Consider the following 24,214-nt stretch of genomic DNA (forward strand, 5'->3'; position numbering starts at 1 on the left):
TCACGCCTTTCTCGGGTCAAGCGCATCGCGAAGCGCGTCGCCGATCAGGTTGAAGGAGAGGCTGGTGACGAGGATCGCGATACCGGGAAAGGCCGCAACCCACCAGTGATCGATCATCACCTTGCGGCCGGTCGATATCATCGTACCCCATTCCGCGCTTGGCGGCTGTGCGCCGAGGCCGAGAAAGCCGAGGCCCGCAGCGGTCAGGATCACCGAAGCCATGCTGAGCGTGACGCGCACGATGATCGAGGGCATGCAGAGCGGAACGACATGCGCGGTAATGATACGAAATGAGGACGCGCCGTACATGCGGGCCGCAGCGATATAGTCGGACGAGCGTATCGTCAAGGTTTCGGCCCGCGCAAGTCGCGCGATGGGCGGCCAGGCGGTCAAGGCGATGGCAAGTACCGCGTTCTCAGTGCCTGCGCCGAGTGCCGCGACGAAGCCGAGAGCCAGAACAAGCGACGGCAGCGCCAGAAAGATATCGACGACCCGCATCAGCGTCCGGTCGATCCATCCGCCGAAATAACCGGCGCAGATGCCGATCAACAGGCCGATCGGTGCCACAAGGACCGAGACGGACACAACGACGAGAAGCGTGGTGCGCGCCCCATAGAGCATTCTGCTCAGCACATCGCGGCCAAGCTCATCCGTACCGGCAAGATGCCGCGCGCTCGGTGGCAGAAGCGTCGATTGGAGCGACTGGAGATAGGGGTCGTAAGGCGCGATGACCGGAGCAAGAAGCGCCAGCACGATCAGGATACCGACAGCCGCCAGACCGAGCATTCCCGAGAAATCTGTACGGAAAATCCGCCAGAACGATAAAAGGCGGCTGACCTGCCGGCTCTCGGCGTCGGCGGCCTTCGCGCCGGCGTTTTCGACTACACCATGCAGCATCAGCGGGTCCTCGGGTCCAGTATCTTGTAGAAAATGTCGGTCAGCAGATTGAGACCAAGGAAGATCGAGCCGATGACCAGCGTGCTCGCCATCACCGCGTTCATATCCCCGATCAGCAAGGCATTGGTGAAATACTGGCCAAGCCCCGGCCAGGAGAATACGGATTCGATCAGCACCGTACCTTCGAGCAATCCGCCATAGGCAAGTGCCAGCACCGTCAAAAGCTGAACCCGGATATTGCGGAAAGCGTGATTCCAGATCACCTGCCGGCGGGACAGTCCCTTCACCCGTGCAGCGGTTACATATTCCTGGGTGAGCTGGTCGAGCATGAAACTTCGCGTCATGCGTCCGATGAAGGCGGTCGAGCCATAACCCAGAATGCCTGCCGGAAGGATGAGGTGGTTCACCGCATCCTGGAAGATCTCCACTTCTCCGGCGATCAAGGAATCAATCAGGATGAACCCGGTGACGCGCGGCACGATATCCATGTTGTAGAGACTGAGCTGTCCCGAACCGCCAACCCATTGAAGGGTGGCGTAAAAAACGATAAGGCCGATAAGCCCGAGCCAGAAGATTGGCGCGGAATGCCCCATCAGCATGACGACACGCAGGATATGATCGAGCGGCTTGCCCCGGTTTACCGCAGCGGTCACGCCAAGCGGTATGCCCAGAATCGCGCCGATGAGGATCGCCGCGGTTGCCAGTTCCACCGTCGCCGGGAACACGGACAGAATGTCGGTCCAGACCAGATTACCGGTCAGTCTGGCCCGGCCGAAATCACCGCTCAGCGCATCTCTCACATAGATGAGGAACTGCTGGACGATCGGCTTGTCATATCCCATTTCCCGCGCGACCTGTTGATAGGTCGAAGCGTCCGCCTGATCGCCGACGATGGCGAGCACCGGATCGATGGGCAAGATGCGGCCCATGAAAAAGATGATCACCAGCAATCCCACGAAGGCGATCAGAATGCTGACAAGTGGACCCGCAGCGGCGGCGGCCAGTTCCCGAAGGTGCTGGCCGCGCTCGATGCGCTCTGGAGAAGGGACGGCCGACATCTCGGCTCCTTTCGGATGCTGTGTTACTTCTGGCTTTTGGTGACGTAGAACCAATAGGGTGAACGGGCCTGCTGTTCCGTCAGGCCCTGGACATTGGCCCGGATGGCGCTGGGCTGCGTTGCGGCGGCGACGGAAAACAGCGGCGGTGCCGTGTTCAGGAACGTCTCCTGGATCTGCTTGTAGAGCGCAGTCCGCTTGGCCTCGTCACCCTCGGATCGGGCTTCGGTCGTCAGCTTTGTCAGCTCCGGAATATCCCAGGATGTTCTCCAGGCAAGGCTCGCCGTCTGGGTGCTTTTCGGCCCGTTGTCGAAATTGCTGGTATAGGCCTGGATGGCGCCCAGCACGTTCGGCATCTGGCCGCCGCTTCGGCCGACGATCATGGAGAACTTGCGGTCACGCATCTTGCCGTAGACCTGAGTGCCATTGCCCTGAACGATCTCCGCCTTGATTCCGGCCTGGGCCAGCGTGCCCTGTATCGCCGTGGCGATATCAACGAAGGGAGAGTCTGAAAGAACCAGCATGCTCGTGCTGAACCCGTTCGGATATCCGGCTTTTGCAAGCATGTCCTTAGCCTTGGCGATATCGAGCTTGTAGCCCGGATCAGCGATGGCGCCCGGATAATCGGCGGGAACGGGTACCTGGCGCTTGATACCATAGTCCCCCACCACCGCCGAACCAATGCCGTCATAGTCGATGAGATAGGGTAGAACCTCGCGGACTGCCGGCTTGGCAAAAATCTCGTCTGCCGTGCTGACCGCAAGATAATAAAAACCACCGCTGCCGACCTTCTGGATCTGGATGGCCCTGTTCTGGGCCATCGCCTTCAGATCCGGCGCGGAGAGGGAGCGCGCGACGTCGATGTCACCTTGCTCGATCTGCAGTCTCTGGCTCTGCGATTCCGGCATGTGACGGATCACGACACGCCGCATCTGCGGTTCGCCCCGCCAATAGGCCTCGTTGCGATCTAGAATGACGGCATCGTTGGCGCTCCAGCGCCGCAGCACGAATGGACCCGAACCTGCGGAATTGTTGGTCAGCCAGGCACGGCCGAGATCTTCTCCCTTCTGGTGGCCGATCACCGTCTTGCTGTCCACGACGTTGCCGACCGTGCGGGCAAGCGTGTAGAGCACGATTTCCGGGTTGATCTTTTCCGCCGGCTTCAGCACCACGGTCTTTTCGTCGGGCGCGCTCAGCAGCTTTTCGAGGTTCTCGCCAGAATAACCTATCTCCCGCATAAACGATGCCGGACCGCGATTGAGTTTCATGACACGTTTCAGGGACCAGACCACATCGGCGGAGGTGACCGGATTGCCGGACTGGAATTTCGCACCGGACCGCAGCGTGAAAGTCAGCGTGCCATCGGCGGCGACATCCCACTTTTCCGCGAGCCCCGGCACCAGCTTGCTGGGAACCTTGGCATCCATCTCGATGAGGCGGTCATAGAGGTTGTTGAGAACGTCGAAGGACTCCGTTTCAACGGCCTCGGCTGGATCGAGCGTCAGAAGATTGGTCATCGACAGGCCGATGATCAGCTGGTCCTTCGGTGTATCCGCCCATGCTGGCATTGCGGCCGATGAAAGCAGCGCGGCCATTGCAAGCGACGCCAGAATACGTGTTCTCATTGTATGATCCTCCCATGACCGGCGCCTCCGCGCCGTGTTTTCGATAAATCTGAATTCGTCCCGGCCCTAGCCGGCGATGCCCAGCGAGTTTCGCCCCGGCACCTTGCTGACCGACTCGATGAAGCTCCAAAGGACGTGATCCTCGCCGAGCGCCCAGATGCGCTGGTCCACCTCGCCCAGATGCTCGCGGATCGCCTGCGATGCCCGCCCCGGATCGCGTGCAGCGATCGCAGAAACGATGGCCTCATGCTCCCGGATGACGATTTCCGTGCGCCGCACGCCGAGGCGGTTCTTCAGGCTGCGGATACGGTCAACTTCGACCTTCGCCGCCTCCATGATCGGCACCAGACCGGACAGGCCTGCAGCCTTGAGAATCAGCGCATGGAACTGCTCGTCACACAGGAAGAAATCCCAATAGGCTTCCCGTTCCAGCGCGTCCCGCTGACGGGAAAGGTTCGCCTTCATCTGGATAATGTGTTCGTCGGTACGCAGCGTTGCAGCCTGAGCGACGGCGGCGACTTCGATATGCAGGCGCGCAAAGCAGCCTTCCCGGAAACGATCTATGTCAATGGTCGAGACCCGAGTACCGCTTTTTGGAACGACCATAACGAGGCGCTCCTCCACCAGGCGGATCAGGGCCTCGCGGATGGGCGTCTTGCTGACATTGAGGCAGGCCGCAATTTCCTTTTCGGACAGAGCGCTACCGGGTCGAAGCCGCACCTCGACAATGGCAGAGCGCAACGCGCGATGCACCTGATCGACCAGGTTTCCCTGAGCATCCAAGGATGAAGGCGACAGAACTTCGGTGATGTCTGAAGAAAGCTGCAAGGCCATCTAATATCTCCAACTTAAATCTGAGATATCACATTGCATTTGAAATATGCAAGTGACATAAGTCGGAATATCACGATTTTGGGAAAGCTCATGCGTATAGAACATGTGAAACTCACGCCGGTTGCCATTCCGGACAAGCCGCTGCTGAACTGCAAGGGCGTCCATCAGCCATATGCGCTGCGCACCGTGATCGAGATTTTCTGTGACGACGGGACGGTCGGCCTTGGCGAGAGTTACGGAAGCATCAAGGCGCTTCAGGGATTGCGGGACACCGCTCCCACCCTGATCGGCCTTGATCCGTTTCATATAAACGAATTGAAACAGCGGGTTTTGAAGGCCTTGCCGAATGGCGGAGGCATCAATGCGAAAACGGCTGTCGCGGACCACAAGGTGACGGATGTCGTCTTTTCAGCCTTTGAAGTTCCCTGTCTGGATATTCAGGGCAAGGCGGTCGGCCGACCGCTCGTTGACCTTCTGGGCGGCCCTGCGCGCCAAAGAGTTTCTTTCGGCGCTTACCTGTTTTTTAAGTTTGCAGGGCATTTCGGCGAGGAGCCGGACGACTGGGGCGAGGTGATGTCGCCGGATACCATGGTGGAGCAGGCTCGTCGTTTCGTCTCCGAACACGGCTTCAGATCTCTGAAGCTGAAGGGCGGCGTGCTGGAACCCGATCTCGAAATCGAGACCATGCTCAAGCTCCGCGAGGCCTTCCCTCATCACCCCCTGCGCATCGACCCAAATGGCGGCTGGACAGTCGAAACTGCGATCTACATCGCCAAAAAGCTTGAGGGGGTTCTGGAATATCTGGAGGATCCCGTGATCGGCATGGATGCGATGGCAGAAGTCGCTGCGGCGACGAGCATTCCGCTGGCAACCAATATGATCGTGCTGGAATTCGACCAGATCGCGGCGGCGGTGCGCAAGAAAGCCGTGAAGATCGTTCTGTCAGACCACCATTACTGGGGCGGCCTGCGGGCATCGACCCACCTTGCCCAGCTTTGCGATGCTTTTGATCTCGGCGTTTCGATGCATTCCAACTCGCATCTCGGCATAACGCTGGCGGCGATGACCCATGTCGCGGCCGCTACGCCGAACCTTACCTATGACTGTGATACGCATTATCCCTGGACTGGCGTCGACGTCATCGAAGGCGAACTTTTCCGTTTTAAACATGGAAGCCTTGCTGTGCCGGACAAGCCCGGCCTTGGCGTCTCCCTCAACCAGGAGAAACTGGCCGGTTTTGCTGCACTCTACGAGAAAGCCGGCGTCAGCGAGCGTAACGACACGGCCTACATGCAGCAGTTCGATCCCGGCTACGAACGGCGCGTACCGCGCTGGTGAACATATTCAGAAAGAGGACCATGCAATGACCGGCAAACTTTCCGCCGAAACGAGAGAAAAACTGCGCCATGTCAGCACTGCGACGCTGTGCACGGCGCTTTTCAAGCGCGGCCTTCGCAACCAGTTCATTCAGGACGTGCGCCCCGTGGGCACAGTCAGTCGCAACATGGTCGGAGAAGCTTTTACGCTTCGTTACATCCCGGCACGCGAAGATCTGAACCCGCTCTCTGTTTTCAGGGACAGGGCACATCCCCAGCGCAAGGCCGTCGAGGACTGCCCCGAAGGCGCGGTATTCGTCATCGACAGCCGTAAGGATGCGCGCGCCGCCTCCGCCGGATCGATCCTTGTGACACGTCTCATGGTGCGGGGCGTCGAAGGCGTGGTGACCGATGGCGGCTTCCGGGACTCGCCCGAGATCGGCAGTCTCCCCTTCCCCGCCTACCATAACCGGCCCTCGGCGCCGACCAATCTGACGCTGCATCAGGCGCTCGACATCAATGTTCCCATCGGGTGTGGCGACGTTGCCGTCTTTCCCGGCGACATTCTGGTGGGTGACGGCGAAGGCGTAGTAGTCATTCCCGCCGAGCTGGCCGATGAGGTCGCAGCAGAAGCGGTCGAGATGACCGCCTTCGAGGATTTTGTGCTGGAAGAGGTGAATGGCGGCCGATCGATACTCGGCCTTTATCCACCGACCGATGAAAAGGCGGCCGCTGATTTCGAAAGCTGGCGCGGGACAGCCAAGCGCTGAAGCCGGCTGCGCAATCTTAACGGGCGAGCCAGATAACATCCTGCTCGCTCCCTCAGTATCTGGAATGAAAGGATAATCTCCATGAAGGGACTGCAAGGCAAGGTCATTCTTGTGACCGGCGGCGGGCGCGATATCGGCAGGGCCTGTGCCGAGAGGCTGGCAGCGGAAGGCGCAAAGGTGGCCGTGACCTACAAACAATCGGCCGATGGCGCGAACGACTGTGTACGCATGATCAACGAGGCAGGCGGAAAAGCCGTCAGCATTCAATCGGATCTCAGAGTGGCCTCGGAAGCACAGGGCGCGATACACCGCACCGTGGAAGAGTTCGGAAAGCTGGATGGCGTCGTGCATGTCACCGGCGGCCTTTTGGCGCGCAAGACGCTGGCGGACATGGACGAGGCCTTCTTCAGGGAAGTGATCGATCTTAATCTGGTTTCCCTGTTCAACGTATCCAAGGCCGCGGCTTCCGTGCTGCCGGACGGTGGGTCGATCGTGACATTCGCATCACAGGCCGGTCGTGATGGCGGTGGGGCGGGGGCGGTCGCCTATGCCACTTCAAAAGGCGCAGTGATGACATTCACCCGCGGGCTTGCGAAGGAGCTTGGGCCGCGCATTCGCGTCAATTCAGTCTGCCCGGGAATGATCTCCACGACATTCCACGATACCTTCACCAAACCGGAAGTCCGCGAACGGGTCGCCGCGTCCACGCCGCTGAAGCGCGAAGGCGGCTCGCAAGAAGTGGCCTCGCTCGTGGCATTTCTTGTCTCCGACGACGCGTCGTTCGTGACCGGCGCATGCTACGACGTCAATGGCGGCACTCTTTTCTCTTGATGCAATCAGGACGACGGCGCGACATTTGCGCCGTCGTCCTGTTCAAGACTTGAGTGAGCGGCAGTGTAAGTATGCTTCTTCGCCTTGAAAGGATATGAACTCTCGGCACCATTTTTGTCTTCGCCATTTCGAATCAAATCAACTGCTTGGCTTTCGAAGTGAAGGACGACCTATTCTCAAAACGGAAGTTCAATCTCTTCACGGTTTCGTCTTGCGCCTTCGAGCAGGACCGTGTTGAGCCGCTCGGCATCTTGTGCTCGCAGCATTCCTGCTCCGGTTCGAATACCTTCTTGCCAGGCAGGTCCGCGCTCCCATGCTTCGTTGTAGGCTAGCGCCAAGTCGGTGGATCGTCTCGTCTGCTGCAGGGCTTCAAAGAGCAGCGCAGCTTGACGAACGTCCTTCTCTCGCTTCGCTGGACCCTGGCCATCAGTATGACGGCGGCTGGCCACAATGAGCTTGTGGACCGCATACCGGGACGGATCAGGGACGACGACGGGAACACCGCTTCGATGGAGCAACATTGTCCTGACGGGTTCCCTTATGAGGAAGTCAAGAAAGCGTAGTGGATCCGCGCTGGCACCACCAAGTGCAGGCATCTTTGCCGGCAGGTCGACATAGTCGTCCGAACCACGGTTCGATGTCAGGAATTCAACCCTGTAGCCATCGGCATTCTGAAACGCCGACGAGGCCGCGGATCCCGATCGATGTGGAACTGGCCGGAAGCTGGCGTCGACGCCTTGCAGCAGCTCTACAATCGGAGGCAGACTGTCCTCAACCTCTCGACTGATGGCATAGTCCTGAGCGATATCCGCATCGCCGGTCAGGATCGCAGCCATTGGAAGGCGGACGCCCAGCAGTCCTGAATAACATTGAAAAGCCACCGTGCCGATGAGAACACCCCGGAGCCGAAAGAGACCGCCATCGGCAAGAGCCTCGACGATGTCACCCGACATCGCATCAGGGGCAATCATCCCGCCTTCGCGGGTCAATGTATTTACCAAGCGCCTGCGAGCCCGTAGATCGTCTTTATCACGCTTGTGATCAGCTACGCGCTGCGCGATAACCGTATCATCAGCTGAACCGACGTAACGACGTTTCGTACCACCATGTCCATCGGGGATGTCGAAATACCAGTACTTGCGCCCCTTGATGTTCGCCGGAGTGAACCGACCCTCCGGAGGGAAATCAGCCGTCCAAGCGGCGTCGAGCGAGCGCTGACCTAGCTCGGCGAGCATCGTCTGATACATGAGGTCGATTGACTTCACAGACTCGTCTCCGGGGTTATACCGTTTTTCAAAAACAATATAACGGCCAAGGGATAGATAGCAAGATAGGATGCTAGCTCTATCGCCTTGAACGGATCCGAACCTGCGACCTGATGTTGTTTCGCTTCCATGTCACTCGAATTCTTAGGGACGGCAGGGACTTAGAAATCCCGGTCCTCGTTCTTGGTCGCTATTGCCTTCCTGATGAAATCCAAAGACCGTTGCAGCTTCTGCTGGGAGCCATCCTCAACATCTCTTTTGTCTCGCCCCATAAAAGTCTGGATCCGCTCTAACGAAGACTGGCAATTCTTCTGTTTCACGACGCGCAGGCCGACGCGCAGACCACCAATTAAGAAATTGGATGGAAATGGATGGAAGAATGGAAACTCTGAACACGGCGACCGTGCGGATCACGCCCGAAATCCTGTCCCTGATCGCCGAAATCGACGAATTCAAAGGCGCTTGGCGTGCGATCGGCCGGATCGCTCCAGAGCGGCTGTCCAATCTCCGGCGCGTTGCGACGATCGAAAGTGTCGGTTCCTCCACACGTATCGAACGAGCGCGCCTCACCGACCGAGAGGTCGAAAAGTTGCTGGCAAACATTCGCCTGGGGTCGTTTACAACGCGCGACGAACAAGAGGTTGCTGGCTATGCGGAGGTGATGGAGACTATCTTCAGTGCTTACGAAGCTATCTCGTTCACCGAGAATCATATCCGTCAGCTCCACCGCGACCTTCTTGCACATTCGACCAAGGATGAGCGTCATCGCGGCTCCTACAAAAATCTCTCCAACAACGTGGAAGCGTTCAACGAACAAGGCGAGAGCCTTGGCATCGTTTTCGAAACGGCGTCGCCGTTCGATACGCCGCGTCGAACGGAAGAACTTCTCGCTTGGCTGGACGAGCAAGGACGAGAAAAACGGCTCCATCCGCTTTTGGTCGTCGCGATCTTCGTTGTTGTATTCCTGGAAATCTATCCGTTCCAAGATGGCAATGGCCGCCTCTCGCGTATTCTGACCACCTTGCTGCTAAGCGAGCTGGCTACGCTTACGTCCCATACAGCTCGCTCGAAAGCATCATCGAGCAAAGCAAGGAGAGCTATTACATCTCTCTCCGGCGTACACAGGGAACGATCCGAAGCACTGAACCCAATTGGAATCCTTGGATCGAGTTCTTTTTAAGAGCCCTGCATCGGCAGAAGACCCGACTTGAAAAGAAAATGGAGCGTGAGCGCATCCTCGCCGACATGCCGGAACTATCCGTCACATTGCTCGAGTTCTCGCGCGAGCATGGGCAGATCACGGTCGCCGAGGCTGCCAGCATTTCACATGCGAGCCGTCACACCATCAAGGATCACCTCAAGGCCCTCGTCGATCAAGGGCACCTCGTCCTGCACGGTGCGGGCCGCGGTGCTTGGTACGGTCTTTCCTGATCAATCAGATAACAGGCAGATCTACTGGGTTTGCTCTTGAAGGGATGTGAACCGGCGGCCCCGCAGTCGTTTTTCCTAAGCTGATGGTTTGATTGATATTATCCGGTATGATACTTTATCATGCCATTCGGACGGGCGCATCGGTTAGCTTACGCGTTTGCGACAACGGCACCCGACCCGAATCTAAATTTAGGAACGCGCAAATCTTTGAAGCGGTGCAAAATCATAATTGTCACCAGCACGTACAGCGTCGATATAGGCTCTCCGCATGGCATTCGGATCGACCAGGCCGGCTCCGCCCCAAGTGAAGCGACGACTACCCAACGCCACCACCAGAAGATCAGCCGCAAGACGTGCATGACGACCGTTTCCATTTGGGAACGGATGAATCCAGGTTAAGCGCGTATGAAATCGAAGTGCAGTTTCATCCGGTGTAAAAGTGGAATGTGCGCTCCAATAGCGTACATCACCAAGGAGCTGGCGCAACTCTACGCCGATTTTATAGGCGTCAACTCCGATATTTCGCGGTGTCGTGCGGAAATTTCCGGCCCACTTCCAGACATCCTGGAACATCCGCTTGTGCAGGCCTAGCAAAAATCGCTCATCGAGGACGTCGCGCTTTCGGCCAAAGGCCCATCGGTCAGCTTCCGCGATCCCGAGTTGCTCTACTTCATTCAATTGGTCGCGCGTCGTAATATAGCTGGGGATCAGATCGCGGCGCTCATCCGGCGTCAACGGCGTCGCAGCATCATCCTCAGCATCGATCAGCGGATCGCTCATATGTCCGCCCACAAGCGCTTATAGTCCCTGAGAATCTCCTCCGTGAGGTCATCTCGGGCGCGTTCCAGTCGTGCGCGGCTGACAGCTTGATTTTCCAGCCGCATGGTCTGATCGGTCCGTTTGAGTTGTTGCTCGGCCACATAACGGGCTCGGGCTCTCACTACATCTTCCAACCGAGCTTTAGGCACGACAGCATAGACGAGAACACAATCCAACGCGTCGGCTGCTTCTCGCAGGCTCTTGAGCGTTACAACATCGTTTGCCTCAGCCCGCTCAAGAGCTGCGATGCGTGGCTGAGAAACGCCCAATCGCTTCGAGAATTGCCCAGTCGTCATGCCGATGGATTCGCGAATAGCCCGGATCCATCCCCTTTCTGGGCGGATCAACGGCTCCATTGTCCGCAGAGGCTTTAATTGTATGTCCAGCGCCCACCGCGCGAGGGCATTCACATTGCGCTTTTTAGAATTCATAGGTTTCAATCTCCTATAAAATTTATAACCTATGAATTCTGACAAATCCATATATTCGGAATTTATAGATTCCAGTTATGTAGATTTTTGGAATTTTTAGGCTCCACCACGGTGCTTTGTTCGCCTCGACAGTAACACGCAATAAGGTTATTTGCTGCGCCCGCTAGGCCTGGGGCCGGACGAGCCCAATAATGAACAGACTTATTTACATCTATCTGTTTCTTTTAAAGGATTTCCAGCTGTCGGCATCTGGCGCGGGCGATCGCCCGCGATACGATCCGGAAAGTCTCACGGCGTTGTTGCAGATCAGCGTGATTTGCCGCCACGTTAATTGGCACAAGTGCCAAGGATCGGCGTCATCAGCCTTACATGCGTATCGATACGCTCGAGAACCTTCGCCGGGACGACATCACGTCCCGGCAGCGACCACCAAAAACCGTTCACCTGTTCGACTGTATCGACCACAGCTTTGAGCACGGCCGCTTCCGGCAGCCGTGCACGGTTGGCGAAGGCTTTCCATCGTTGCACGTTCAGCGCCTTGAAAGGTCGCTCGCTGGCGAGCGATAGAGCCATGGCATCCGCGGGAATGTAGGGAACTGTCGAGAGCACGTCATAGATGGGTGCGAGCTGCGGTTTGTCGCCTGCCCCGCGATAGATCAGCGACCAGTTCTTGAGGTGCATGTCGCCATTGCCGGTGATGGCTGCCAGCGCCAGTCGGCGGACGAACTCAAGAGCAGCGGTCGGCGAGACGGCAACGTTCAAGGCTGCGGCGATATCGTGATAGGCACCCCCTTCGTATTTCCGGGACGGATAGATGCCGAACACCTGCGCGAAATCCTCGATGTGGATACGCTCGCCGTCTGCGCCGCGATCGAAGCGTTTGACGAGCAAGACTTTTCCATCCGACAGAGTCTCGAACTCCTTTGGGATTCCTTCGAACTCGGACTGTTCGACAAGCTCCCGCTCCGGCACCTCCATGCCGATCGCTTCGGCCAAAGCGAGATTGGCATATTCGTTTTCCGAAACGCCGGGAAACGAGGTCGATGGAAACTTGGCGATATAGGATCCCTGGTCGTCGCCGAGCGGCAGCGTCAGTCCACCGCCCTTCCCCGTATTCTTGATGACTGAAAGCTTCATCTGAACGCCGGCGAGTGAGAACCGGGCTTTAGGCTTGGGAGCAGACAGGGTATCAAAACGAGTAATCGTCTTGTCGCTTGGCACGACGCGGACGGCGCCAGGCAGGTCCGACCCGAGCGCGACGAGCAGGTCGAAATCGTTTCCGGCACGAACGCTCCCCGCGTGATGTTTTTCCATCGCCTCGCGCAGCTTGTCTTCCGGGAGCAGATTGGCAAAGAACGCTGGCAACGCTCTGGCGACGGGTTTCGGGTCCTTGCGCAATCCGCCAGTGGCCGCTCGGAAAGACAGGCTGAGCACAGGAAATCCGCCGGTTGCGCGATAGCTGTCCTCGAAACTGAAGGCATTGAAGTCGCCGGGCGTCCTGACCATCGTGCCGACCTTCGCGTCGTTCAGCAGCACGTCGAGCGACGAAATGGATCTGGGATCGGAAGAAACCTCAGACATTCTTATCCCCGTCCGGATGCGCCATAAATGCCGGAAGATCGTCGAGATCATCCTGCGGCCGCAGCAGCGCACCGACGGCGGGAACCATTGCCTGTGGGACGAACATCAGTTCAAGCCCGAGAGCGCGAGCGATGTTGATCAGGGTCGTCGTGCGTGCGGAACTGCTTCCGGACTCGATCTCACGATAGCGGGGACGCGATATGCCCGCCATGTCAGCAATCTGCTCTTGGGTCAGTTGCCGGGCTTTGCGAGTCGCCTTCAGCAATCGCCCGATTTCCAGCAAGGATTCTGACTCTGATCGTGCCATACCACCCATCTCCGTGGTGTAAGGAAAGCTATCTCAAATATTTTGAGGTAAGTCAATGCGAAAGACATGAATACGAATCATTATTACTGAATTGATCCGTTTACATATCATTCATGCTGTTTTTTGAATGGTAGTGTCGCAACCTGCGGGTCTGATCCAACATACGTGGTTTGTTAAAGGCACCCCCCTATTTCCGATCGCCCTCGGCACTGGTGCCGGAGAGAAACCGAATGAGTATGCCCAAACACGATCTTTCATCACGTCATTTTCAACGAAAAATTTCGGAATACTGCGAGGTGCGTATTGCACCGACCTCCTCGAAGCGGGTCCTGGAGAATGTCCGCCCTTACCTGATCAGCCTGATCATCTACCGCAAACGGCCGCCGATTCTGAACGGCCATATCGACTGGATCGCGATCGGGGAGGCCTGCGGGATCGGAGACGACATGACCGCCGAGCTTCGGAAGCAATTGCGGCCGGCACTGGATGCGATCATCCGATGGCTGAAGGCGCCTCCAGTTCGCGACGATGTCCCATCGGCAGAGCCATCTTCCCGCACAAGCAAGGCCGAACCGGTCAAAAAGACCGCAGCGGTTTCGTCGACCAGAAAACCGCAACGCGCTGCGGCCGACGGAGTGTTTGCCAGGAACACATCCGCACAACGCGGGCAGGCACCCAAGCCGATCAGCCCATTTCCAGATCCGTTATTCGAGGCGACCGACGATCCAGCAAGCTTTCAGGATGCGCTCATCTACCATATGCGCCGGTTCGGCGACAGCTACTGGCAGCTCTATCGTGCCGTGGTTCGTTTGACAGAGACCTTCGACAGCAAGACGCTTTTGTCCTGGATCCAGGGCGAGCGTGTGCCACGGTCGGTTACGAGCTTCGACATCCTGCGCCGGATCGAGAGTCGCTACCGACTGGAGGAGGGGTATTTCAAGGCGAAGCTGCCGCATCAGGCGCGCTCGCTGTACGGGCATGATCTCGGCGACATCAGCCCGGCCGAGCGTCGGCGGATCTCTATGCATCTGCCAGATGATTTCAGCAGCCTGCCCTTCACCAAGCGGGAGGAGATTCTCGACTGGGTGCGTCGAGTAATTATCTCGGGTTCGACTGAGTATCGCCGTTACCAGGCCGCAAAGAGCAAGGAGCGTTATGCGATCCGTTTTTCCCGGGGTCACCTATGGCGGCAGTTCACTTTCGCCGCGCGCACTGGCATCTGCTGCCAATGCCAACAAGCATATGGCCGAGGAGTTCGACGATCCAGATCTGCTGTCCGGCGTCGTCGATGCCCCGCCTGTTGGTTTCCACGCAGAACGGAGCCGGTTAGGCGCATAATTTCCATTGAGAATTGAGCCATGTGAACCTTCCCCCAACGCGGAGAGCGACGGGGGCAACGGAGTGATCCACATGGGACTTTTAAACATCATCCGTCGGATGGCGCTGCGTGAGAAGCTGTCGGTGCGCGAGATCAGCGGGCGGACTGGACTGTCGCGCAACACGATCGCGAAGTATCTGAGCGCGGGTACGATCGAGCCGACGTTCACGGTACCGGAACGACCGAGCAAGCTTGATCCGTTCGCCGACAAACTCTCTGCCTGGCTGAAGACCGAGGCCGGAAGGTCACGCAAACAGCGCCGGACGCTGAAGCAGCTTCATGCCGATCTGACGGCTCTGGGATTTACCGGCTCCTATGGCCGTGTCGCCGCCTTCGCCCGTGAGTGGCGGGTTGAGCAGCAGACGGCGGGTCGCGGCATATTCGTTCCTCTGTCTTTCCGCCCAGGCGAAGCATTCCAATTCGATTGGAGCGAGGATTATGCCGTGATCGGCGGCGATCGCACGAAGCTGCAAGTTGCCCACATCAAACTATCACACAGCCGGGCGTTTCTGATCAGGGCCTACCTGCTGCAGACGCACGAGATGCTCTTCGACGCTCACTGGCACGGGTTCCGGGTGTTCGGTGGCGTGCCTGGACGTGGCATTTACGACAACATGAAGACCGCAGTTGATCGTGTTGGCCGCGGCAAGGAGCGGTAAGTCAATGTCCGCTTCCAGGCAATGACAAACCACTACGTCTTTGCGCCCGAGTTCTGCAATCCCGCCGCAGGCTAGGAGAAGGGACAGGTAGAGAAGAACGTTCAGGATGCCCGACAACGTTTGTGGCAACAGATGCCGGACTTTCTCGATCTGCCGGCGTTGAACGCCTGGCTAGAGCAGCATTGCCAGGACTTATGGCGCGAGACACCGCATGGCACTTTGCCCGGCACGATTGCCGATATTTGGGCCGCCGAGCAGGCTGCGTTGATGGCGTTACCTGCAGCTTTCGACGGCTTCGTCGAACAGAGCAAGCGCGTCTCACCCACCTGCCTGATCACCTTCGAGCGGAACCGCTACAGCGTGCCTGCGTCTTTTGCGAACCGGCCCGTCAGCCTACGGATTTATCCCGAGCGGCTGGTCGTTGCAGCCGAGGGCAATATCCTCTGCGAACATCCGCGGATCATAGAACGCAGCCACGACAAACCGCCGCGAACGATTTACGACTGGCGGCATTACCTTGCGGTCATCCAACGCAAGCCCGGTGCTCTACGCAATGGCGCACCCTTCCTGGAACTGCCACACGCCCTACGCAAATTGCAGGACCAGATGCTTCGCCGCCCCGGCGGCGATCGTGAGATGGTCGACATTCTCGCACTCGTTCTTCATCACGATGAGCAGATCGTTGTCAGGGCTGTGGAACTGGCTCTGGATCAAGGCGTCGCGACCAAGACGAATGTGCTGAACCTGCTGCATCGCCTGATTGACGGCAAAACCATCGACGGTCCCGACATAGACACGCCACAGGCGCTGACCTTGCTACGTGAACCCAAGGCCAATGTGGAACGCTACGATGGCTTGCGGGGTCCGGATCGTGGGAGGTCGCCATGCGTCATGATCCCGCCAGCGCCGCCGTCGTCATCATGCTGCGTAGCCTGAAGATGTATGGCATGGCCCAAGCCGTCACGGACCTGATCGAGCAAGGAGCTCCAGCCTTCGATGCGGCCGTGCCGATCCTGTCCCAGTTGCTAAAAGCCGAGATGGCCGAGCGCGAGGTCCGCTCCATCGCCTATCATATGAAGGCCGCTCGCTTTCCTGCGTACAAAGACATCTCCGGCTTCGACTTCGCCGCCAGCGAGATCAACGAAGCGACGGTGCGCCAACTGCACCGATGCGAGTTCATGGATGGGGCGCAGAACGTTGTCCTAATCGGTGGCCCTGGCACTGGCAAAACGCATGTCGCGACCGCTCTTGGAATCCAGGCCATCGAGCATCATCGCCGAAAGGTCCGCTTCTTCTCGACCATCGAACTGGTCAATGGTCTCGAACAGGAGAAGGCCAAGGGCAAGGCGGGCCAGATAGCGGAGACCTTGGTCCGCCTCGATCTGCTCATCCTGGACGAGCTCGGATACCTACCGTTCAGCGCCTCAGGCGGAGCACTACTCTTCCACCTGCTGAGCAAGCTCTACGAGCGGACCAGCGTCGTCATCACCACAAACCTCAGCTTCAGCGAGTGGGCAACCGTCTTCGGCGACGCCAAGATGACGACCGCTCTGCTCGATCGTTTGACCCATCATTGCCACATCCTGGAAACCGGAAACGACAGCTTCCGCTTCAAAGCCAGCTCGGCTGCCGCAGCACACAAGAGAGGAGAAAAACCCGAACCCTTGACCAAACCCTGATCAGAAAACCATACTTAGAGGTGGCTCACTTCTCGGTGGAAAAACCGGCTCAGCTCTGCGTGGAAACCAACACCAGGACACACCGGATGTGGTGCGAGAGCATTACGGACGCTTCCTGCCGCAGGATAAGGCAGCGCTCGCGGCAAAGATCCTGAATCAGGTTTGGGAAGCCGCATGAGTTCGAAGCGGCGGCGACGATTGTGACTGCATCGCCGCCGCGAAATTTCGTGGGCGACTTTCAGTTATTGCAGTTAGAGGCCTGACACGCTATAGTGGACCGAGGAGACTTTGCTATGACCAGTCAAATCGTTCATTTCGCCGGATTGTCGGATCGCGACCGCAAGGCAGTTTCACCCTTGCCGAAGTTGGAAACTGGCGACAGGATGGAGCTTCATGTTCGTCATGAAGGCGGAAAAGAACAGACGCTCACGATCCCGCCCACGGCCGCCGCGGCAGTTGAAGCGCTTTTGGCGCATATGCTGCGGGGCGAACGCGTTGCGGTGCTGGCCGAAGACCAGGAGCTTAGCCCAACCGACGCGTCGGCCGTTCTCGGTATCTCGCGTCCCCTCGTCGTCCTGCGTATGGACCGGGGCGATCTGCCATTCCGCTATGTCGGCAAACACCGCCGCGCCTTGCTCAAGGATGTACTCGCGCTAAAATCCAAACTGGACGTCCGGCAGACTGCAATGGATGCGCTTGCCGAAGACACCGAGGATCTCATTCAAAACCATGGCCTCTAAACCGCCCGTCGCGGTCTATGATGCCTGCGTCCTTTATCCATTCCATCTGCGCAATGTCCTCATCCAATGTGCTTTCGACGGACTCGTCGCGGCACGGTGGACCGACGAAATCCATGACGAATGGATACGCAATCTTGCCGCTAACACGCCTTCATTGACCATCGAACGCCTGGTAGCCACACGGGACAGGATGAAGGCGGTGCTGCCGGAAGCGGACGTGGCAGACTACCAGTCTTTGGTCATTGACCTTCAGCTACCAGACCCTGGCGACCGGCATGTCCTCGCGGCCGCCGTCGCCGGGAAAGCTTCCGTCATCGTCACCTGGAACCTTAAGGATTTTCCAGCACCAAACCTCCGTCCCCACGGTGTGATCAGCCAGTCACCCGATGATTTCTTGGTTGAACTCCACGCAGCGTTTCCCGACGCGTTGATCTCCAGTGTGAAACGTGCGCGGCACAATCTGCGCAAGACAGCGCCGTCGATCGAGATGTTTGTGGAAGTGCTTGAGCAAGGCGGGTTGAAGAAATTTTCCGGCGTTCTTTGTCGCAACATCACCAAGCTGAAGTGATCGGGTGAGCCGGCGCAAAGCGCAACGACTGGAACATCCTGCACAGAGCCGACAAGTTATTCATCCTCGCTTTCCTCCTCAGCCAATAGCGGCTCGTTCTGCATGACCCTCCGACTGAGCAGACCGGCATCTTCAAGCGCCTCAACATCGGGCAGATCGCGTAGCGTCTCCATGCCAAATGCCGAGAGGAAGTGCTTGGTCGTCACGTATGTATAGGGCGCGCCTGGCGTCGGGCTGCGCGGCCCCGAGCCGATGAAACCCGCGCCACGCAGGTTTCCGATCACGTCGCGGCTGACCTCCCTGCCAAAGATCTTCGACAATTCGCCGCGGGTGATCGGTTGGAAATATCCCACCGCCATCAGCACCATCGCCTCGAACTCCGACAGGGCTGCAGCCCCTGCCCTGGTCGGCGCTAATGAGGCGCGGATCGTCTCAGCGAACCGCGGTCGGGTGCGATGCTGCCAGCCGCCAGCAACCGACACCAATTCATAGGGTCGATCCCGAAGCTCCTCAATGAGATCGTCGATCAGCAAATCGATGCTGCAATCTTTTCCCACCACCCGCGCCAGTGTCTCTCGGCTGACCGGCTCGGCCGAGGCAAAGATCACCGCCTCGACCCGCATCATCCACTCCCGCCAGCGCATCTCCGCCGGGAACTGATCTAGTTCACGATCATAAAGAAGTTCGTCTGCGGCGTTCGCCTTTCGACGTGACGGTCTTGGTGCAGGAGATCCTGCCATGATCACAACCCAAAAATTCGGAAGGACGGGCGGCCGGAGAGTTCTCGTACCGCCTCGAAACTTTCCAGACGCTCGAACAACCGATTGGCCGCCCAGCGCGACAGGGTGCTGCCCGGCGCCGAGGCCGGTACGGCGTCTTCGGTCAGCAATCGGCGGATCACCGGCTCGGCGCCCTTAGTCCTAACCTTGGGCACAACCGCCAGCAGCCGCGCCGCTCGGCGGTCGATTTCCGCCGCGGACCGTAGCGCTGTCTCAACGCCGTCAACCATCGCCAGGCATATTGCTTTTGGATAGGCTGGCTCACCCAGCCGGACACGACCGCGGCCACCGATGGTGCGGAACGCCGGGCCAAATCGTTCAGGCAGCAACAGCGGCACGGGTTTCGGCCAGTTCAGCTTGCGCGCCAGGATGACGTCGGCCAGACCGAGCGCCATCACCTCGGCGTCCGGGAGACCGGCAGAGATCGCCGTTATCAGGTCCGCCACCGCGAAGGGTGCTGCTCGCCCGGACTGATTTGCAGAATCGACGATCTCGGGGATTGAGGCAAGCCTTTCGTCCCACTTCATTCCCAGCAGTGCGGCAATCTCCTTAACGAACGGTGTGGTCACCGTCCCAGCTTGGCGCGCGAGCATTCGCGTGGCCAGAAACAGTTTCCCCGCCGGTCCTGGATCGTCGCCGGCGGCCGTCAGCAAAACCGCATCGCGGATGGCGCTTTCCTCCTCGTTGCGACCAAGCATTTTTGCTGCCATGGCGGCAGATTTGAGGGCGAGGCGATCACGCCAGCAACCGAGCCAGGGCGGATCCGCCCGGACCAAATCGTCCAGGGATTTCAGTGCGATGCCGGCGGCGAAGGCAGCATCGGGTTCGCTGATGTCGTGCGCTCGCGATCGCGTCCAGCTTGGCAAGCGCGGTAGCCTGACAGACGTTGTTGCGGTGGGTGACAGGCGCGAATCCATAAGGTTGAGCATAAGCAATATGCGCGGTTTAGGCTAGTACTATAGTGCTTAACCGCACGGCCCGCCGGCGTTGCAATATGTCCGATAACGTTGACTTATCGGACGTTATTGTCACTATAGAGAAATGGCGCAAATCATCGAGCAAAACAGCGAAATTCACGTTGAGGAGACCTCAGCGCCGTCTCTCAGCACGGCGGCTGAGCATGATGTTTCCGCGCCGGAGGTTTCGAGCGACGGCTCCCTCCCCTCCCCTACTAATCAGCACCAGGCGCCCGCGCATCTCAGGGACCTGACCAACCGGGCGCGCGGCTATGTCGAGGCGGCAAGCTCAGCCAACACCCGCAGGGCTTATGCGTCCGACTGGAAGCACTTTTCGGCTTGGTGCCGGCGGTCCGGCCTTGCTCCCCTCCCCCCGCATCCACAGACCGTCGGTCTCTACATTACCGCCTGCGCCTCGGGCGCAGCCGAGCGCGGGATGAAGGCAAACTCGGTCTCGACGATCGAGCGTCGGCTGTCCTCATTATCCTGGAACTACGCCCAGCGCGGCCTGTCACTTGATCGCAAGGATCGCCATATCGCAACCGTCTTATCCGGCATCCGCAAAAGTCACGCGCGCCCTCCGGTGCAGAAAGAGGCGGTGCTGGCAGAGGACATCATCGCGATGATCGAGACCCTTGATCGCGGCACGCTCCGCGGTCTGCGCGACCGCGCGATGCTGCTAATTGGTTATGCTGGCGGCCTACGCCGTTCGGAGATTGTCGGCCTCGATCTGAAAGCCGACCAGTCTGAAGACGGCCGCGGCTGGATAGAGATCCTCGACGAGGGAATGCTCGTCACCTTGCGCGGCAAGACGGGATGGCGCGAGGTCGAGGTGGGACGCGGCTCATCCGATGCCACCTGCCCGGTCGTGGCGGTCGAAACCTGGATCAAGTTTTCCAAGCTGGCGCATGGCCCCCTTTTTCGTCGGGTGACGGGGCGAGGGAAAGCTGTTGGATCGGAGCGGCTGAACGATAAGGAGGTCGCTCGGCTTGTGAAAAGGGCTGCGATGGCCGCGGGCGTTCGCGGCGATCTCAGCGAAATCGAACGCGCCTTCAAGTTCTCCGGCCATTCCCTTCGCGCGGGCTTGGCCTCTTCCGCTGAAGTCGACGAACGTTACATTCAGAAACAGCTGGGGCATGTATCAGCTGAGATGACTCGCCGATATCAACGGCGACGTGATCGCTTCCGTGTCAACCTCACCAAAGCCGCAGGGTTATAGCGTCCACCAAAACCCGTCGCAAAAGTACCTGTTTCGCAGGTTGCGAAAGTCGGGCGCAAAACTCATACTTAAATCGGGAGATTTGCGACTTGAACCAAGGGAGGCGAAAATCACCCCCAAGCTGGTAGCTTTTGACGTCGACGGCACACTGCTGCGTGGCGAGAATATTTGCGGGTGCATCGCGAGAAATATTGGACGTACCGCAGAAATGAACGCCTTTGAGCTTTTCCGCTCACGCGAGGAAATTACAGTTGGGCGGCAAACCATGCTGGAATGGTATTCACCTTTCAGCAGAGAGACACTGATCGGATATCTTCAAGATCTACGCCTCGCGCCGGGTGTTCGGCGCGGCTTTGCTCGCCTGAAAGAGGAAGGCATTAAAATCGCCTTGGTTTCGATCACGTGGCAATTTGCTGTTGATTGGCTAGCCGCTGATTTGGGCGCGGATTATGAATCGGCACTGGATGGGGCGATAACGGTGAGATCGGGCATTTTTGGCCCGAAGATAAAGCGACCTGGCTCCGGTCCCTACTTGCCCGGCTTCAGATCGACCAAGACGCTTTGGTTGCGGTAGGAGACTCCTTCGGCGATATGCCTATGTTGCAGCTCGCAAAGCGCGGATTTTTTGTCGGTCACAATCTTCCTGCAGAACTTAGCCATGTCAACCATTGGCCTGACGCCAACATTGAGGCCATCGTTGAAAACGTGCTCATGTCTGTGTCCCGGAAATCCTAAATAGTGCGACGTGCAGGTTATGTCGCATGAGCCGGCCATAGGTCGGGCGCGCTTCCGCTTTCGGCCCGAAGCGGACGAAAAACTGTTAGTGCCCCTATCGTGCCGCTTTTAAAGAAAAGCTATGAATGAAGAAGTGCTTGTTGAACTTGATGCGATTTCTGATGTGGCCATTTGAGAACAGAAAAGATTACCTGATCCTCGAAGCAGGCGAGGTGCCTTCCCCTGAGGATCAAAGAAGCGGCTTTGGACAGCGGCACGGTTCGGCAATTCTTCACCATGGGGGAAAACCGTATGCCGTCGAGAACGTCAGGCTCTCTGACGGAACCTGCGGATGGGCTTGGATTACCGGAGCTTCTGGAAGCCCCCCTTGGCGGCGGCCGGTCGACAATGTGAGAGGTGGCTCGGTTTGTCTGAACAGTTTGGGGCGTTTTGCTAAGTGGATTTCCGCCTCGATTATGCCGCCACCATCATTGGTGCCAGCACGTTGAAGTAGGCCTGATCCGGGGTCTGCCGGTCAAGGGATGAATGTGGGCGTCGGCTATTGTAAAAGGTCAGATATCGGCCAATGCCGACGCGCGCCTCGGACACGGTCTTGTAGGCGTGGAGATAGACTTCCTCGTATTTGATCGACCGCCAGAGCCGCTCGACGAAGACGTTGTCGCGCCACGCACCCTTGCCATCCATCGAGATGGCGATTTCCGCCTTCTTCAGCACCGCTGTGAAGTCCATCGAGGTGAACTGCGAGCCTTGGTCGGTGTTGAATATGTCGGGTCTGCCATAACGGGCCAGCGCTTCCTCGACCGCTTCGATGCAGAAGTCCGCCTCCATCGTGATTGACAGCCGCCACGAAAGAACCCGCCGGCTGAACCAGTCCACGACGGCGTAGAGATAGACGAAGCCGCGAGCCATCGGAACATAGGTTATGTCCATTGCCCAGACCTGGTTGGGTCGCGTGACAGCCAGCTTTCGCAAGAGATAGGGATAGATTTTGTGACCAGGCGCTGGTTTGGAGGTATTCGGTCGACGGTATATCGCCTCGATGCCCATCTTCTTCATGAGCGTAGCGACGTGAAGCCGCCCGGCATTCAGCCCGGCGAACAAGGTATTCCCAAGCGCTTTGTTCAGCGGAGAAGACAAAGCCGCGGTCTGGACATACTCTGACAAAATCATTGAGAACATCGAACGACGTTCAGGTCTCATTCTCTCTGGCGACCAAATCACTAAAAACAACCTGCCGCCATATGCCACGATAGGATTACAACAAGGCGGCGGTGCGTGGGCTAACAATCATCCTCGTCCACGCGGTATTACTCACGTAGTTCAGGTCGTGTGCCGACCTTCTGACGGCGCGGCGTTTGTCTCAGAAGCTCAGGCCATGAAAGCGCCATTTGGTCTTACATTAACGCCTCTAGTTGAGTGGCTCGAGCTCTCTAGAGACCTTATTCAAGCTGATAAAGCATGGGCCGTTAGCGTCTTCTCGGGAAGCGGTGGAAGCCCTCCAGCCCCCGGCGGGATAACACTACAATGACCGCTTCTGCGCCATGACTGCAGTCGGCACGAAGCGGTCATTTTGCTTGGCTGATATACAAATATCTATCCACGGTGCGCCCGCAGCCGTGAAGCCGTTTCTGGTAAACCTCCATCCGGTCATGAACCTTCTCCGCGACTTTTTGCGATAGAACGTTCTGGGGGCTTGTGATGCTAACAACCCTATCGAAACCAAGGCTGTTCAACGCGTGTGCCCGACACGCTTTCGCAGCCTCAGTGGCGAAGCCTCTACCCCAGTAGTCGCGCCATAGATGATACCCTATCTCCGGTTCGAACCCTTCGGGGGTCTCTTGGAGAGTTATTCCACAGTCGCCGATGACCTCTCCAGACGATAACTCAACTGCTGCCCAGAGGCCAAAGCCGTGTTCTCGGTAGCTGTCGAATGAAAGCTCTTGAAACCAGGTCCGCGTTTCGGCTGGGGACTTGAGGCTTGGATAGAATTGCATGCATTCCCGGTCGGCATAAATTTTACTCAACACTGCAAGATCTTGTTCTTCGACTTCCCTCAGAAGCAGCCGGTTCGTCCTCACGATAATGGACATGCACCCCCCTTATCCTGACCAACCTGCTATTTCGCAAACTGGCATCGATCCGGCAAATCAAAAACTTTCGGCGATGATTGGCGGCGGGGTAAGACCAAGGTCTGTCTTGCCGTTGGCTTGCCTATGCGAAGAAGGCATGGCCTTTCATTGCTCCGGTCCACTGCGCCGCCGGGTCCGACCTCGATACGAACTTCGGTTTTGCTTCGCTGGCCGCACCCCATGCCGCGTCATCGAGCGTGTCGAGATATT

General features: G+C 58.1%; 23 protein-coding genes and 3 pseudogenes. 13 read left to right on the forward strand and 13 right to left on the reverse strand.

Features of this window, described 5'->3' with window-relative positions; genetic code table 11:
* The 4 genes from KX729_RS31265 to KX729_RS31280 all read right to left on the reverse strand — a co-directional run bounded on the left by KX729_RS31265 (position 1) and on the right by KX729_RS31280 (position 4,411).
* Positions 1 to 897, reverse strand: a complete 897-nt coding sequence (locus tag KX729_RS31265; RefSeq protein ID WP_219746358.1) for an ABC transporter permease — start codon at positions 895 to 897, stop codon at positions 1 to 3.
* A complete protein-coding gene (locus KX729_RS31270; RefSeq protein WP_219746359.1) occupies positions 897 to 1,955 on the reverse strand; it encodes an ABC transporter permease in 1,059 nt (352 codons plus the stop codon). The genes KX729_RS31265 and KX729_RS31270 overlap by 1 nt, the downstream gene beginning before the upstream one ends.
* Positions 1,956 to 1,978: 23 nt before the next feature.
* Positions 1,979 to 3,577, reverse strand: a complete 1,599-nt coding sequence (locus KX729_RS31275) for an ABC transporter substrate-binding protein (RefSeq protein ID WP_219746360.1) — start codon at positions 3,575 to 3,577, stop codon at positions 1,979 to 1,981.
* A 66-nt stretch (positions 3,578 to 3,643) separates the two neighbouring features.
* Positions 3,644 to 4,411, reverse strand: coding sequence for a GntR family transcriptional regulator (locus tag KX729_RS31280; RefSeq protein ID WP_246618008.1), 768 nt, complete (start codon positions 4,409 to 4,411; stop codon positions 3,644 to 3,646).
* A 90-nt stretch (positions 4,412 to 4,501) separates the two neighbouring features.
* On the opposite strand from KX729_RS31280, the gene KX729_RS31285 reads away from it, so the two are divergent.
* The 3 genes from KX729_RS31285 (at position 4,502) to KX729_RS31295 (ending at position 7,328) form a co-directional block, all read left to right on the forward strand.
* A complete protein-coding gene (locus tag KX729_RS31285) occupies positions 4,502 to 5,749 on the forward strand; it encodes a glucarate dehydratase family protein (protein ID WP_219746361.1) in 1,248 nt (415 codons plus the stop codon).
* A gap of 25 nt (positions 5,750 to 5,774) precedes the next feature.
* Positions 5,775 to 6,497 carry a ribonuclease activity regulator RraA gene (locus KX729_RS31290; RefSeq protein WP_219746362.1) on the forward strand — a complete coding sequence of 241 codons (723 nt, stop codon included), beginning with the start codon at positions 5,775 to 5,777 and terminating at the stop codon, positions 6,495 to 6,497.
* Positions 6,498 to 6,578: 81 nt separating this feature from the next.
* On the forward strand, positions 6,579 to 7,328 hold the full coding sequence (locus KX729_RS31295; RefSeq protein ID WP_219746363.1) for an SDR family NAD(P)-dependent oxidoreductase: 750 nt from the start codon (positions 6,579 to 6,581) through the stop codon (positions 7,326 to 7,328).
* Positions 7,329 to 7,504: 176 nt separating this feature from the next.
* Here the strand turns inward: KX729_RS31295 and KX729_RS31300 are convergent, their stop codons facing one another.
* Positions 7,505 to 8,593: a nucleotidyltransferase family protein gene (locus KX729_RS31300; RefSeq protein ID WP_219746364.1), complete on the reverse strand. Its 1,089-nt coding sequence runs from the start codon at positions 8,591 to 8,593 to the stop codon at positions 7,505 to 7,507.
* 379 nt (positions 8,594 to 8,972) lie between these two features.
* Between KX729_RS31300 and KX729_RS31305 the strand changes: the two genes are divergently transcribed.
* Entirely contained in the window at positions 8,973 to 9,773 is an 801-nt protein-coding gene (locus tag KX729_RS31305; protein ID WP_246618009.1) for a Fic family protein, read from the forward strand.
* 38 nt (positions 9,774 to 9,811) lie between these two features.
* Positions 9,812 to 10,024, forward strand: a complete 213-nt coding sequence (locus tag KX729_RS34015; RefSeq protein ID WP_246618010.1) for a Fic family protein — start codon at positions 9,812 to 9,814, stop codon at positions 10,022 to 10,024.
* 189 nt (positions 10,025 to 10,213) lie between these two features.
* Here KX729_RS34015 and KX729_RS31310 read toward each other — a convergent pair whose 3' ends face one another.
* The 4 genes from KX729_RS31310 to KX729_RS31325 form a co-directional block, all read right to left on the reverse strand.
* On the reverse strand, positions 10,214 to 10,804 hold the full coding sequence (locus KX729_RS31310) for a mobile mystery protein B (RefSeq protein ID WP_219746365.1): 591 nt from the start codon (positions 10,802 to 10,804) through the stop codon (positions 10,214 to 10,216).
* Positions 10,801 to 11,274 (reverse strand): mobile mystery protein A, encoded by a 474-nt coding sequence (locus KX729_RS31315; RefSeq protein ID WP_219746366.1) that lies wholly within the window; start codon positions 11,272 to 11,274, stop codon positions 10,801 to 10,803. Before KX729_RS31315 ends, KX729_RS31310 begins: the two co-directional genes overlap by 4 nt.
* A gap of 327 nt (positions 11,275 to 11,601) precedes the next feature.
* Complete coding sequence (locus KX729_RS31320) at positions 11,602 to 12,855, reverse strand: type II toxin-antitoxin system HipA family toxin (protein ID WP_219746367.1); 1,254 nt, start codon at positions 12,853 to 12,855, stop codon at positions 11,602 to 11,604.
* On the reverse strand, positions 12,848 to 13,162 hold the full coding sequence (locus KX729_RS31325; protein WP_219746368.1) for a helix-turn-helix domain-containing protein: 315 nt from the start codon (positions 13,160 to 13,162) through the stop codon (positions 12,848 to 12,850). Before KX729_RS31325 ends, KX729_RS31320 begins: the two co-directional genes overlap by 8 nt.
* Positions 13,163 to 13,392: 230 nt before the next feature.
* Between KX729_RS31325 and KX729_RS31330 the strand changes: the two are divergent.
* The 5 genes and pseudogenes from KX729_RS31330 to KX729_RS31350 all read left to right on the forward strand — a co-directional run.
* A pseudogene (locus KX729_RS31330) lies at positions 13,393 to 14,461 on the forward strand (hypothetical protein); the annotation flags it as partial.
* 111 nt (positions 14,462 to 14,572) lie between these two features.
* Positions 14,573 to 16,135: pseudogene (istA, locus tag KX729_RS31335) on the forward strand (IS21 family transposase).
* Positions 16,084 to 16,878, forward strand: a complete 795-nt coding sequence (istB, locus tag KX729_RS31340) for an IS21-like element helper ATPase IstB (protein ID WP_219746369.1) — start codon at positions 16,084 to 16,086, stop codon at positions 16,876 to 16,878. Before istA ends, istB begins: the two are co-directional and overlap by 52 nt.
* A 293-nt stretch (positions 16,879 to 17,171) precedes the next feature.
* Complete coding sequence (locus KX729_RS31345) at positions 17,172 to 17,618, forward strand: DNA-binding protein (RefSeq protein WP_219746370.1); 447 nt, start codon at positions 17,172 to 17,174, stop codon at positions 17,616 to 17,618.
* Complete coding sequence (locus tag KX729_RS31350) at positions 17,608 to 18,186, forward strand: PIN domain-containing protein (protein ID WP_219746371.1); 579 nt, start codon at positions 17,608 to 17,610, stop codon at positions 18,184 to 18,186. The genes KX729_RS31345 and KX729_RS31350 overlap by 11 nt, the downstream gene beginning before the upstream one ends.
* 56 nt (positions 18,187 to 18,242) lie before the next feature.
* On the opposite strand, the gene scpB is transcribed toward KX729_RS31350, so the two are convergent.
* The gene (scpB, locus tag KX729_RS31355) at positions 18,243 to 18,926 is read right to left on the reverse strand and encodes an SMC-Scp complex subunit ScpB (protein ID WP_219746380.1); all 684 of its coding nucleotides are present in this window, start codon (positions 18,924 to 18,926) and stop codon (positions 18,243 to 18,245) included.
* A 2-nt stretch (positions 18,927 to 18,928) separates the two neighbouring features.
* A complete protein-coding gene (locus tag KX729_RS31360) occupies positions 18,929 to 19,894 on the reverse strand; it encodes a DUF1403 family protein (protein WP_376776107.1) in 966 nt (321 codons plus the stop codon).
* A gap of 112 nt (positions 19,895 to 20,006) precedes the next feature.
* On the opposite strand from KX729_RS31360, the gene KX729_RS31365 reads away from it, so the two are divergent.
* The 3 genes from KX729_RS31365 to KX729_RS34725 are packed head-to-tail and all read left to right on the forward strand — an operon-like array spanning position 20,007 to position 21,875.
* Positions 20,007 to 21,140, forward strand: coding sequence for a site-specific integrase (locus tag KX729_RS31365; RefSeq protein ID WP_219746372.1), 1,134 nt, complete (start codon positions 20,007 to 20,009; stop codon positions 21,138 to 21,140).
* Positions 21,109 to 21,714, forward strand: coding sequence for an HAD family hydrolase (locus KX729_RS31370; protein WP_219746373.1), 606 nt, complete (start codon positions 21,109 to 21,111; stop codon positions 21,712 to 21,714). Before KX729_RS31365 ends, KX729_RS31370 begins: the two co-directional genes overlap by 32 nt.
* The gene (locus KX729_RS34725; RefSeq protein ID WP_376776108.1) at positions 21,702 to 21,875 is read left to right on the forward strand and encodes a hypothetical protein; all 174 of its coding nucleotides are present in this window, start codon (positions 21,702 to 21,704) and stop codon (positions 21,873 to 21,875) included. The genes KX729_RS31370 and KX729_RS34725 overlap by 13 nt, the downstream gene beginning before the upstream one ends.
* A 453-nt stretch (positions 21,876 to 22,328) precedes the next feature.
* Here the strand turns inward: KX729_RS34725 and KX729_RS31375 are convergent.
* Positions 22,329 to 22,967: pseudogene (locus tag KX729_RS31375) on the reverse strand (IS3 family transposase); the annotation flags it as partial.
* 473 nt (positions 22,968 to 23,440) lie between these two features.
* Positions 23,441 to 23,965 carry a GNAT family N-acetyltransferase gene (locus tag KX729_RS31380; protein WP_219746374.1) on the reverse strand — a complete coding sequence of 175 codons (525 nt, stop codon included), beginning with the start codon at positions 23,963 to 23,965 and terminating at the stop codon, positions 23,441 to 23,443.
* Positions 23,966 to 24,214: the final 249 nt, after the last annotated feature.

Source organism: Neorhizobium populisoli (assembly GCF_019430945.1).
Taxonomy (GTDB): Bacteria; Pseudomonadota; Alphaproteobacteria; order Rhizobiales; family Rhizobiaceae; genus Neorhizobium; species Neorhizobium populisoli.

Coding starts and splice junctions, on each gene's coding strand:
- KX729_RS31290 (WP_219746362.1), top strand. CDS start 5,775: ATGACCGGCAAACTTTCCGCCGAAACGAGAGAAAAACTGCGCCATGTC.
- KX729_RS31360 (WP_376776107.1), bottom strand. CDS start 19,894: ATGCTCAACCTTATGGATTCGCGCCTGTCACCCACCGCAACAACGTCT.
- KX729_RS34015 (WP_246618010.1), top strand. CDS start 9,812: ATGGAGCGTGAGCGCATCCTCGCCGACATGCCGGAACTATCCGTCACA.
- KX729_RS31325 (WP_219746368.1), bottom strand. CDS start 13,162: ATGGCACGATCAGAGTCAGAATCCTTGCTGGAAATCGGGCGATTGCTG.
- KX729_RS31275 (WP_219746360.1), bottom strand. CDS start 3,577: ATGAGAACACGTATTCTGGCGTCGCTTGCAATGGCCGCGCTGCTTTCA.
- KX729_RS31315 (WP_219746366.1), bottom strand. CDS start 11,274: ATGAATTCTAAAAAGCGCAATGTGAATGCCCTCGCGCGGTGGGCGCTG.
- KX729_RS31350 (WP_219746371.1), top strand. CDS start 17,608: ATGGCCTCTAAACCGCCCGTCGCGGTCTATGATGCCTGCGTCCTTTAT.
- KX729_RS31320 (WP_219746367.1), bottom strand. CDS start 12,855: ATGTCTGAGGTTTCTTCCGATCCCAGATCCATTTCGTCGCTCGACGTG.
- KX729_RS31295 (WP_219746363.1), top strand. CDS start 6,579: ATGAAGGGACTGCAAGGCAAGGTCATTCTTGTGACCGGCGGCGGGCGC.
- KX729_RS31365 (WP_219746372.1), top strand. CDS start 20,007: ATGGCGCAAATCATCGAGCAAAACAGCGAAATTCACGTTGAGGAGACC.
- KX729_RS31380 (WP_219746374.1), bottom strand. CDS start 23,965: ATGTCCATTATCGTGAGGACGAACCGGCTGCTTCTGAGGGAAGTCGAA.
- KX729_RS31345 (WP_219746370.1), top strand. CDS start 17,172: ATGACCAGTCAAATCGTTCATTTCGCCGGATTGTCGGATCGCGACCGC.
- KX729_RS31285 (WP_219746361.1), top strand. CDS start 4,502: ATGCGTATAGAACATGTGAAACTCACGCCGGTTGCCATTCCGGACAAG.
- KX729_RS31280 (WP_246618008.1), bottom strand. CDS start 4,411: ATGGCCTTGCAGCTTTCTTCAGACATCACCGAAGTTCTGTCGCCTTCA.
- KX729_RS31310 (WP_219746365.1), bottom strand. CDS start 10,804: ATGAGCGATCCGCTGATCGATGCTGAGGATGATGCTGCGACGCCGTTG.
- KX729_RS31265 (WP_219746358.1), bottom strand. CDS start 897: ATGCTGCATGGTGTAGTCGAAAACGCCGGCGCGAAGGCCGCCGACGCC.
- scpB (WP_219746380.1), bottom strand. CDS start 18,926: ATGGCAGGATCTCCTGCACCAAGACCGTCACGTCGAAAGGCGAACGCC.
- istB (WP_219746369.1), top strand. CDS start 16,084: ATGCGTCATGATCCCGCCAGCGCCGCCGTCGTCATCATGCTGCGTAGC.
- KX729_RS31270 (WP_219746359.1), bottom strand. CDS start 1,955: ATGTCGGCCGTCCCTTCTCCAGAGCGCATCGAGCGCGGCCAGCACCTT.
- KX729_RS31305 (WP_246618009.1), top strand. CDS start 8,973: ATGGAAACTCTGAACACGGCGACCGTGCGGATCACGCCCGAAATCCTG.